The organism is Mycolicibacterium canariasense, assembly GCF_002101555.1.
GTDB lineage: Bacteria > Actinomycetota > Actinomycetes > Mycobacteriales > Mycobacteriaceae > Mycobacterium > Mycobacterium canariasense.
The window spans coordinates 65414-76772 of sequence record NZ_LQOL01000025.1 but is presented as its reverse complement, the minus strand read 5'-3'; the positions used below and the strand labels follow the sequence as shown (position 1 = coordinate 76772).

7 protein-coding genes are annotated in these 11359 nt (G+C 68.0%); 2 read left to right on the top strand and 5 right to left on the bottom strand.

All coding sequences use genetic code 11. The features are described 5' to 3' along the window. Positions 1 to 3426, top strand: a 3426-nt coding sequence (locus tag AWB94_RS03935) for a multifunctional oxoglutarate decarboxylase/oxoglutarate dehydrogenase thiamine pyrophosphate-binding subunit/dihydrolipoyllysine-residue succinyltransferase subunit (RefSeq protein WP_085122349.1), incomplete at its 5' end; no start/stop codon positions are given. A gap of 79 nt (positions 3427 to 3505) precedes the next feature. On the opposite strand, the gene AWB94_RS03930 is transcribed toward AWB94_RS03935, so the two are convergent. Beyond that, complete coding sequence (locus AWB94_RS03930) at positions 3506 to 3865, bottom strand: DUF732 domain-containing protein (RefSeq protein WP_062659238.1); 360 nt, start codon at positions 3863 to 3865, stop codon at positions 3506 to 3508. Positions 3866 to 3972: 107 nt separating this feature from the next. On the opposite strand from AWB94_RS03930, the gene AWB94_RS03925 reads away from it, so the two are divergent. Beyond that, entirely contained in the window at positions 3973 to 4797 is an 825-nt protein-coding gene (locus AWB94_RS03925; protein ID WP_062659237.1) for an SDR family NAD(P)-dependent oxidoreductase, read from the top strand. Here the strand turns inward: AWB94_RS03925 and AWB94_RS03920 are convergent. Genes AWB94_RS03920 through mgtA form a run of 4 tightly spaced genes read right to left on the bottom strand, consistent with a single transcriptional unit; the run spans position 4736 to position 11202 of the window. Next, positions 4736 to 6100 carry an ABC transporter ATP-binding protein gene (locus tag AWB94_RS03920; RefSeq protein ID WP_062659248.1) on the bottom strand — a complete coding sequence of 455 codons (1365 nt, stop codon included), beginning with the start codon at positions 6098 to 6100 and terminating at the stop codon, positions 4736 to 4738. The two genes, AWB94_RS03925 and AWB94_RS03920, sit on opposite strands and share 62 nt — an antisense overlap. 25 nt (positions 6101 to 6125) lie before the next feature. Further along, positions 6126 to 7868, bottom strand: coding sequence for an ABC transporter permease (locus tag AWB94_RS03915; RefSeq protein WP_062659236.1), 1743 nt, complete (start codon positions 7866 to 7868; stop codon positions 6126 to 6128). 7 nt (positions 7869 to 7875) lie between these two features. Then, the gene (locus AWB94_RS03910; protein ID WP_062659235.1) at positions 7876 to 8592 is read right to left on the bottom strand and encodes an MgtC/SapB family protein; all 717 of its coding nucleotides are present in this window, start codon (positions 8590 to 8592) and stop codon (positions 7876 to 7878) included. A gap of 27 nt (positions 8593 to 8619) precedes the next feature. After that, positions 8620 to 11202, bottom strand: coding sequence for a magnesium-translocating P-type ATPase (mgtA, locus tag AWB94_RS03905; RefSeq protein WP_062659234.1), 2583 nt, complete (start codon positions 11200 to 11202; stop codon positions 8620 to 8622). Between the last annotated feature and the right edge of the window lie 157 nt (positions 11203 to 11359).

Below are 11359 nucleotides of genomic sequence, written 5' to 3'. Positions count from 1 at the left end.
ACCCCACCCAAGGCTTCTCCCGCCGCCCCACCCTCTGACGACGCCGAGACCTCGGTGCTGCGCGGCGCCGCGGCGGCCGTGGTGAAGAACATGAACGCCTCGCTGGAGGTGCCCACCGCCACCAGCGTGCGGGCCATCCCGGCCAAGCTGATGATCGACAACCGCGTCGTCATCAACAACCACCTCAAGCGCACCCGCGGCGGCAAGATCAGCTTCACCCACCTGCTGGGCTACGCGATCGTCCAGGCGGTCAAGAAGTTCCCCAACATGAACCGGCACTTCGCCGAGATCGACGGCAAGCCCACCGCCGTCACCCCCGCGCACACCAACCTCGGCCTGGCCATCGACCTGCAGGGCAAGGACGGTGCGCGCCAGCTCGTCGTCGCCGCGATCAAGCGTTGCGAGACAATGCAATTCGGCCAGTTCATCGCCGCCTACGAGGACATCGTGCGGCGCGCCCGCGACGGCAAGCTGACCGCCGAGGATTTCGCCGGAGTGACCATCTCGCTGACCAACCCCGGCACCATCGGCACCGTGCACTCGGTGCCACGTCTGATGCGCGGCCAGGGCGCGATCATCGGGGCCGGCGCCATGGAGTACCCCGCGGAGTTCCAGGGCGCCAGCGAGGAACGCATCGCCGACCTGGGTATCGGCAAGCTCATCACGCTGACCTCGACCTACGACCACCGGATCATCCAGGGCGCGGAATCCGGCGACTTCCTGCGCACCATCCACCAACTGCTGCTCGACGACGACTTCTTCGACGAGATCTTCCGTGAGCTGGGCATCCCGTACGAGCCGGTGCGCTGGCGCATCGACAACCCGGATTCGATCGCGCACAAGAACGCCCGCATCATCGAGTTGATCGCCGCCTACCGCAACCGCGGTCACTTGATGGCCGACATCGATCCGCTGCGGCTGGACAAGACCCGGTTCCGCAGCCACCCCGACCTGGACGTGCTCACCCACGGGTTGACGCTGTGGGACCTGGATCGCGAGTTCAAGGTCGACGGCTTCGCCGGCAAGGAGTACAAGAAGCTGCGCGATGTTCTCTCGGTACTTCGCGACGCCTACTGCCGCCACGTCGGCGTCGAGTACACCCACATCCTGGAGCCCGAGCAGCAGAAGTGGCTGCAGGAGCGCGTCGAGGTCAGGCACGAGAAGCCGACCGTCGCCGAGCAGAAGTACATCCTGTCCAGGCTGAACGCAGCCGAGGCTTTCGAGACCTTCCTGCAGACCAAATACGTTGGTCAGAAGCGCTTTTCGCTGGAAGGCGCGGAGACCGTCATCCCGATGATGGACGCCGCCATCGACCAGGCCGCCGAGCACGGCCTCGACGAGGTCGTCATCGGTATGCCGCACCGCGGCCGGCTCAACGTGCTGGCCAACATCGTCGGCAAGCCCTACGGCCAGATCTTCAGCGAGTTCGAGGGCAACCTGAACCCGTCGCAGGCGCACGGCTCCGGTGACGTCAAGTACCACCTCGGCGCCACCGGCACCTACATCCAGATGTTCGGGGACAACGACATCGAGGTCTCGCTGGTGGCCAACCCCAGCCACCTCGAAGCCGTCGACCCGGTGCTGGAGGGGCTGGTCCGCGCCAAGCAGGACCTGCTGGACAAGGGCAACGGAGCCGACGGGTTCACCGTCGTGCCGATGATGCTGCACGGCGATGCCGCCTTCGCCGGACAGGGCGTGGTTGCCGAGACGCTGAACCTGGCGCTGCTGCGTGGCTACCGCACCGGCGGCACCATCCACATCATCGTCAACAACCAGATCGGCTTCACCACCTCACCGCAGGACTCGCGCTCCAGCGAGTACTGCACCGACGTCGCAAAGATGGTGGGAGCGCCCATCTTCCACGTCAACGGCGACGACCCGGAAGCCTGCGTGTGGGTCGCCCGGCTGGCCATGGACTTCCGGCAGAAGTTCAAGAAGGACGTCATCATCGACATGCTGTGCTACCGCCGCCGCGGGCACAACGAGGGCGACGACCCGTCGATGACGCAGCCCGGCATGTACGACGTCATCGACCACAAGCGCGGTGTCCGCAAGACCTACACCGAAGCGCTGATCGGCCGCGGTGACATCTCCATCAAGGAGGCCGAGGACGCGCTGCGCGACTACCAGGGTCAGCTGGAGCGGGTCTTCAACGAGGTCCGCGAACTGGAGAAGCACACCATCGAGCCGAGCGAGTCGGTGGAGTCCGACCAGCTCGCCCCGAAGGGGGTGAACACCGCCGTCGACAAATCCCTGCTGGCCCGCATCGGCGACGCCCACCTGGCCGCGCCGGACGGCTTCAACGTGCACCCGCGCGTGCAGCCGGTGCTCGACAAGCGCCGTGAGATGGCCTACGAGGGCAAGATCGACTGGGCGTTCGCCGAGCTGCTGGCGCTGGGAACCCTTGTCGCCGAAGGCAAGACGGTGCGCCTCACCGGCCAGGACGTGCAGCGCGGCACCTTCACCCAGCGGCACGCGGTGATCGTGGACCGCAAGACCGGCGCCGAGTTCACCCCGCTGGACCTGCTCACCGTCGACGCCGACGGCAACCCGACCGGCGGCAAGTTCCTGGTCTACAACTCCGCACTGTCCGAGTTCGCCGCCGTCGGTTTCGAATACGGCTACTCGGTGGGCGATCCCGATGCCATCGTGTTGTGGGAAGCCCAGTTCGGTGACTTCGTCAACGGCGCGCAGTCGATCATCGACGAGTTCATCTCCTCCGGCGAGGCCAAGTGGGGCCAGCTCTCCGATGTCGTGCTGCTGCTGCCGCACGGCCACGAGGGCCAGGGCCCCGACCACACCTCGGGCCGGATCGAGCGGTTCCTGCAGGTGTGCGCCGAGGGATCGATGACGGTGGCCCAGCCGTCCACCCCGGCCAACTACTTCCACCTGCTGCGCCGGCACGCCCTGGACGGCATCCACCGTCCGCTCATCGTCTTCACCCCGAAGTCGATGCTGCGCAACAAGGCCGCGGTCAGCGATGTGAAGGACTTCACCGAGATCAAGTTCCGCTCGGTGCTGGAGGAGCCGACCTACGAGGACGGCATCGGCGATCGCAGCAAGGTCACGCGGGTCCTGCTGACCAGCGGCAAGATCTACTACGAGCTGGCGGCCCGCAAGGCCAAGGAGCAGCGCGACGACATCGCGATCGTGCGCATCGAGCAGCTGTACCCGCTGCCCAAGCGCCGCCTGAACGCGACGCTGGACCAGTACCCGAATGTCACGCAGTATTTCTGGGTGCAGGAGGAGCCGGCCAACCAGGGCGCCTGGCCGACGTTCGGTCTGTCGCTGCCCGAGCTGCTGCCGGAGAAGCTGACCGGGATCAAGCGGATCTCGCGCCGCGCCATGAGCGCACCGTCGTCGGGGTCGTCGAAGGTGCACGCCGTCGAGCAGCAGGAGATCATCGACGAGGCGTTCGCTCCGTAACGTCGCCGCGTTTGTGCGGTTTCATCCCCGACATACCGGTCCGAGTGGATGAGACCGCACAAACGCGGTCAAAAACGCGTCAGAAGCCGGGCAGGGGAAACGGTAGCGGCGAGTTGCCGTTGGCCAGTGATGCGACCGCACCCGGGCAGAAGGCCTGGATCGCCAGGCCGGTGAACATGGTGGCCGGGCCTAGCGGCTTGCCCAGCGCATCGGCGACATGAGCGGCCGCGTCGGCGACCTGCTGGCCGGGCTCGGCGAGCATGGGGCAGACCGACTGGCCGACCTCCACCGCGGTGCCAGGATCGATATCGCCGAAACCGGCCGCGTCCAACGCCGTGGTGAACAGGTCGGTGCCGGGATCGGCCTGGGCCGGGGTGGCCATGAGGATGGAGCCGGCAGCCAGGGCTGCCGCCAGGACGGCGATCCGGGTTCGATTCATGACCGGGTTATCGGTGCCGACCGCTCAAGCGTTACCCCGTACCGGCGGTACCGCCGCGACGGGCTAAGCTCGACGCCAGTCGAACCGCCATCTACGAGGGAGTGTCCATGGAGGGCTTTGCCGGAAAGGTCGCCGTCGTCACCGGTGCCGGGTCGGGTATCGGCCAGGCGCTGGCCGTCGAGCTGGGGCGCTCGGGCGCCAAGCTGGCGATCAGCGACGTGGACACCGAGGGGCTGGCCGTCACCGAGGAGCGGTTGAAGGCGATCGGCGCCCCGGTGAAGGCCGACCGGCTCGACGTCACCGAGCGCGAAGCCTTCGAGCTGTACGCGACCGCCGTCAAGGAGCACTTCGGCAAGGTCAACCAGATCTACAACAACGCGGGCATCGCCTTCACCGGCGATGTCGAGGTCAGCTCCTACAAGGACATCGAACGCGTGATGGACGTCGACTTCTGGGGTGTCGTCAACGGCACCAAGGCGTTCCTGCCGCACCTCATCGAGTCCGGCGACGGCCACGTCATCAACGTGTCCAGCCTGTTCGGTATCTTCTCGGTGCCCGGTCAGGCCGCGTACAACTCGGCGAAATTCGCGGTGCGCGGTTTCACCGAGGCACTGCGCCAGGAGATGGTCCTGGCCAAGCGCCCGGTGAAGGTCACCGCCGTGCACCCCGGTGGCATCAAGACCGCCATCGCCCGCAACGCCGGTGCCGCCGACGGCCTGGACGCCGATCAGCTGGCCAAGGTGTTCGACAAGAAGCTGGCCAAGACCACCCCGGACAAAGCCGCCAGGATCATCCTGGAAGCCGTGCGCAAGAACCAGGCACGCGTGCTGGTCGGCGCGGACGCCAAGGTGCTGGACGTGATCGTCCGGCTCACTGGGTCGGGCTACCAGCGGCTGTTCTCCGGTGTGATCGGGAAGATGATGCCGCACTGATGTTTTCGGCACCGGTGTCGGCGGAGATCTGATCGGAATCGGTGTCGTAGTCGTACAACTCGGCGTAACGGCCCCAGTCGATGGCGATGTCGAGCTGCCGCTGGGCATCGGCCGGACCGAACCCGCGGCGCAGCAGGTCTAGGAAGAAGCCGGCGCGCAGGTTGCCGTCGGCACTGGACTGAAGCGCCGTGCAGATCGTGCGCACCAGCGGGGCACGGGTGCGCGCCTGCTCGGCGAAAATCTGCTTGCTGCGCTGAATGTCCGCGGTGGTGAACTGCGTGCCCACCGGCGTCAGCTCGAGGTCACCGCGGTCGACGGTGAGCAGACCGAGCAGCGCGGCCGCGTCGACGAGCGGTAGCAGATCGTCGATCTCGAAACTGAGTTCGGTGGCGATATCCGGCAGATCGGCCCGGCCGCCCCTGGCATGCACGATCTCCACCAAGCCGGCCAGCCCGCCGACGGTCGCGTCGGGCAGCGGGCTGCCGGTGGGCGTGGCCTGCGCGGGTGGCTGCCGGGTGACACCCGGCTCGGCGCCGGTCAGCAGTTCGTAGAGGGAGTCCACCACGGCGGCGAAGGCCGCCGAGCGACGCGCCCGCGGCCGGGGCAGGTCGATGCGCACCTCGGCGCGGACATGGCCGGGGTTGGCGCCGAGCACCACCACACGGTCGGCCAGCAGCACCGCTTCCTCGATGTTGTGGGTGACCAGGCAGATGGCGCGGGTCGGGAAGTCGGCACCCGCCCACAGGCCCATCAGCTCGGTGCGAAGGTTCTCGGCGGTCAGCACATCCAAGGCCGAGAACGGTTCGTCCATCAACAGCACATCCGGCTCGAGCACCAAGGCGCGGGCGAATCCCACCCGCTGCCGCATGCCACCGGAAAGCTCCTTCGGATAAGCCGATTCGAAGCCGTCCAGGCCGATCGCGTCGATCGCCTTCAGCGCACGTTCGCGTCGCTGCGCGGGCGGCACACCGCGGGCCGCCAGGCCGAGTTCGACATTGTCCTGCACCGTGAGCCACGGCATCAGCGCGAACGTCTGGAACACCATCGCGGTGCCGGGGTTCGCGCCGTTGAGCTCGGCGCCGCGATACCGCACGGTGCCGGTGGACGGCCCGATGAGACCCGCGATCATCCGCAGCAGCGTCGACTTGCCGGAGCCGGAGCGCCCCAGCAGGGCCACGATCTCACCGGCCCGCAGCGCAAGGGAGATGCCGTCCAAGACCAGGAGTGGGTCACCGGCCGCACCGGTGAAGGTCTTGGTCACGTCCTCGACACTGACCAACACGTCAGCATTGCTCTTCGTCATCGTGTTCTCCATTCGACATTCATTGTCAGGCAAGGGAGTAACGTCGCTGCGCGATCGCGTACAACCGGCGCCAGAGCAGCCGGTTCATCGCCACCACGTAGACGCTCATCACGATGACGCCGACCAGGATCCGGCCCGCGTCGCCGTCGGCGGTCGCGTCCCGGATGTAGGCGCCCAGACCGGCGGCGGTCAGCGTCGTGCCGTGATAGGTGACCACCTCGGCGACGATCGAGGCGTTCCACGCCCCGCCGGCGGCGGTGATCCCGCCGGTGACATAGCTGGAGAAGATGGCGGGGGCAATCAGTTTGCGCCACCGCAACATCCGGGTGAGTCGCAGGTTGGCGGCGGCCTCCCGCAGGTCATTGGGGATGGCGCTGGCCCCGGCGATGACGTTGAACAGGATGTACCACTGCGCCCCCAGTGCCATCAGCACGATGCCACCGACGTCCAGGCTGATTCCGGTGACCAGCAACACGGCGGTGAACATCGGGAAGAGGAAGTTGGCCGGGAACGACGCCAGTATCTGCACCACCGGTTGGGCCAGCCGAGAGACCTTGGGGTTCAGGCCGATCCACACCCCGACCGGCACCCACACCACCGTGGCCACGACGATGAGCACCAGCACGCGCGCGAAAGTGGCCAGGCCGAGCAGCAGCGCGTGGCCGATCTCACCGAACCCGACGGTCGCGCCGATGTAGGCAACGGCCCGGAGAACTCCATAGCCGACGAGCGCACCGACCGCCAGACCGAAGACCCAGTCCCCGGCTCGCGTACGCGCCGGGGAGCCGCGCAACGGCCGCTCGGCGCGACCGAACACCGACGTCACCCGGTCCAGCGGATATACCAGCCGACCGGCGAACCGGCCGAGGGCGCGCGGAATACTGGAGCGGCGCAACAACTCCAGGGTCAGACTGCGTGGCGCCTGGCCGGAGCCGGAGTCCTCCAGCCGGAAGCGTTCGGCCCACGCGGTCAACGGCCGCCAGAACAGCAGGTTGACCCCCACCACCATGACGATCATCACGCCGACGGCCAGCAGCACCTTGTCGAGGTCACCGGCGTCACCGGCGGCCGCCACGTAGGCGCCGACACCGGGGAGCGCGAAGTTGTGGTTGTTGACGCTCAATGCCTCCGAGGCGGTGAGGAAGAACCATCCGCCACCGAAACTCATCATGCCGTTCCATACCAGCGGGATCATCCCGCTGGGCAGATCGACCCGCCAGAACCGTTGCCAGCGCGACAGTCTCAGCAATCGTGACGCCTCGTCCAGGTCGCGCGGCTGCGACACCAGCGACGAATAGAAGGCGAACGTCATGTTCCACGCCTGCGAGGTGAAGATCGCGAAGATGGATGCGCACTCCAGGCCCAGCTCGGAGCCGGGGAACAGGGCGATGAACCCGGTGATGGTCACCGACAGGAACCCGAGGATCGGTACCGATTGCAGGATGTCCAGCAACGGGATCAGCACCTTCTCGGCCCGGCGCGAACGCGCTGCGACCGTGGCGTAGACGAAGGTGAAGACCAGCGAGCAGCCGAGCGCCACGAACATCCGCAGCAGGGAGCGCCCCGCGTAGTAGGGCAGCTCACCCGGGTCGGTGGAGACCGCGGGGGCGGCGGTGTCGACGGTCCAGGGCACGTCGGTGCTGTGGACCAGCGCGATGATCACCCATAGCAGGGCGGCCGCCCCGGCGAAAACGGCGACGTCGGAACCGATCCGGCGGACGGGCCGGGTGAGCACGCCTTCGGTCGGGTAGGTGCGAAAGATGGTCATCCTCGTCTCACTCCCGGGTATCGGCGGCGGCCGGTTCGTCGACCTGCCACCGCACGCTGGTCACGGCCGGTTCGATGGACAGTCGGCTGATCGCCGTCTCCATGGCCTTGTCGTCACGTTCGGGTGCGGTGACCGCCGCGCATACCTGCACCTGGCCGCCGCAGCCGGTGTGCGTGCTCTCCACCGACTGCAGCGCCAAGTCGGTGCGGGACAACGCGTCCACCAAGACGGCCCGGATATGCGCCTCGGCCGCTTCGGCGCCGAGCGCACGAAACGTATACGTCGCCGGCGCCTCGGCGGTGGTGACGGGCCGCCGGTCGACGAACATGCCGATCGGGCGCATCACCACGTGGATGACGATCACCGCGGCGGCACCGGCGGCGGCCGCCGGATACATGCCGGCGCCCGCCAGCGCGCCCACCGCCGCCGAACACCACAGTGTGGCCGCGGTGTTGAGGCCCCGCACGGTCAGGCCCTCGCGCAGGATCACCCCACCGCCGAGAAATCCGATACCGGAAACAATCTGTGCCGCAACGCGTGTCGGGTCGGCAGTGGCACCCGCGAAACCGTGCGCCGACAGCAGCACGAACAACGTCGCCCCCGCCGACACCAGCGCGTTGGTGCGCAGCCCGGCCATCCGGGCCCGGTACTGCCGTTCGAATCCGATCAGTGCACCGAGCCCCATTCCGGCGGCCAGGCGCAGCAACATATCCGCAGTCGTCATCTGCGCTCTCTTTCGAAAGTGGTGGGACTAGAGCCAGTCCTGCTTGTGATGGAAGTGCTTGACGCACTGCGCCGCCGCGGCATATCCGAGCACGATCAGCAGCAGCCACGACACACACGGCAGCGGTAGCGGCACCAGCCGCAGCGGCTCGCCGAGCGGGCTGTACGGCTGCACCAGACCGATCGCTGCGGCCGCGAGCGCGGCGATCACCACCACCGGGGCGGCGCGCTCACCGCGCCAGGGCGCGACGCCCGAGCGCAGCACCAGGACCACCGCCAGCTGGCTCAGCAGACCCTCGATGAACCAACCGGTCTGGAAGGTCGACGGCGCGTCGCCCGCTCCGTAACCCCACCACAACACCGCGAAGGTGATCAGGTCGAACGCCGAACTCAGCGGCCCGAACGTCAGCATGAACGAGGCCAGCCCGCGTGATTGCCACCGCCGCGGGGAGCGCAGGTAGTCCTGCTCGACACGGTCCCACGGCAAGGCCAACTGCGCACAGTCGTACAGCAGGTTCTGCACCATGAGCTGGATGGGCAGCATCGGCAGGAACGGCAGGAAGACGCTGGCCACCAGCACGGAGAGCACGTTCCCGAAGTTCGAGGCGGCGGTGATCTTCACGTATTTGAGCGTGTTGGCCAGCGTACGGCGACCCTCGACGACGGCATCGGCGAGCACACCGAGATCCTTGTCCAGCAAGATCAGATCGGCGGCCGCCTTCGCCGCGTCGGTGGCGGTGTCCGCGGCGATTCCGGCATCCGCGGTGCGCAACGCCACCACGTCGTTCACACCATCCCCGAGATAGCCGACGGCGCAACCACTTTCCCGCAGGGCGACCACGATGCGCACCTTGTGTTCGGGCGAGAGCCCGGCGAACACGGCGGCCCGCGTGACGAGGGTGCGCAACCGGCGATCACTGCACCTGTCGACCTGTTCGCCGACGACGACCTGGTCGGTCGGCACACCGACCTGCCGGGCCACGTGCCGCGCGACGATCGGGCTGTCGCCGGTGAGGATCGTGACCCGCACACCGTGGGCGCCCAGATCCGCGACGGCGCCCGCGGCGCTGGCCCGGACCGGGTCGACGAAGCCGATGAACCCCGCCAGCACCAGATCGCGTTCGTCGGAGTGGCCGTAGTGCTCCAGCCGGGCCGGCAGCGTGCGCACCGCGACGGCCATCACCCGCATACCCTGCTTGTGGTAGGCCGTGACCAGATCGGCGGCTTCGGCCAACAGATCCGGCCCGAACGCGACGTCGGCCCCGTTCAGTCGGGCCCGCGTGCACAGGGCCAGCACCGTGTTCGGGTCGCCCTTGCAGATCAGCAGGTGCTCACCGGGTTGCCTGCGCAGCACGACACCGGTGTTGCCACGGCCATCGTCGGCGCCGATCTCGTCCACCTTCGTGTACGCCGCGTCGGCGAGCACCGACATGCCTTGCTCGGCAAGCATTTCCAGGATGGCCTCGTCCATCCTGTCGTGCACACCGTCCTGGAAGAACGCGGCCAGGAAGGCCAGTTCGGTCACGACGTCGTCATAGCGTCCGGTGACGTCGATCCCGTGGGCGTAGACGATGCGGTCCTCGGTCAAGGTGCCGGTCTTGTCCACGCACAGCACGTCCATGGCACCGAGATCCTGAATGGCGTTGAGCCGGCTGACCACGACGCGCTCGCGGGCGAGTTTGGCCGCGCCGCGCGCCAGGTTGGTGGTGACGATCACCGGCAGCATCTCCGGCGTCAGCCCGACGGCCACCGCGACGCCGAACATCGCCGCCTGGTCCCAGACCCCGCTGACAAATCCGTTGACCACGAACACGATCGGGGCCAGCACGAGCATCAGCCGGATCAAGGTCCAGCCCACGGCACGGACACCCAGATCGAAGCTCGAGGTCGGCCGCAGTGCCGCCGCACCGGCGGCCAGCGACCCGAAGTAGGTGTGCCGGCCCGTCGCCAGCACCACCGCAGTGGCATTCCCGGCGACGACGGTCGAACCGGAGAAGCACAGCGACGGTGTGTCGGCCAGCACCCGGTGCGCGGCGGACCCGACGGCGTCGGCGGACTTGGCGGTGGGCAGCGATTCCCCGGTGAGCACCGACTGATCGACCATGAGGTCCTGGGCCGCCACCACCCGAAGGTCGGCCGCCACCACGTCCCCTGCCTGCAGGAGCACAACATCCCCTGGCACCAGATCGCCGATCGGCACCTCGCGGTCCATCCGCTCGGCCGTGTCGTCGGCGCGGCGGCGGACGGTGGCCGTCGACGTCACCAGTTTGCGCAATTCCCCGGCAGCCCGCGCGGAGCGGGTGTGCTGCCAGATCCGCAGCAGGACCGCGAGTGCGTCGATGATCCCGACCATCGCGGCACCGCGGCTGTCCCCCACGACCACGAACACCACCGCGAGTGCAGCCAGCAGCGCCACGAACGGGCTGCGCACCGCGGCCAGCGTGCTCGCGGCCAGCCCCTCCCCGGCGGGGTGGAACTCCTGGTTGTCCCCGAAGCGCCGCAGCCGTTCGGCGGCCTCGGCTTCGGTCAACCCGCGCGGCGAGCCGCCGACATGCTGGAAGACCTGGAAGGTGGGCAGCGTCGCCAGCTCAGGCAATGAGGTGTCAGCCATGGTCCGGTCCTTACGGCAGCAGAGGCGTCGGTCGACGTGGTCAGCGAAGGTCGACTCCATGCATGCCGCACCGGCCGGGTCAGGCCGGACGCACGCACGGAGGCGGCGTACTACTTCCCTCGATCACGAGGACACCTCCTGCGGAACGGATGACGCC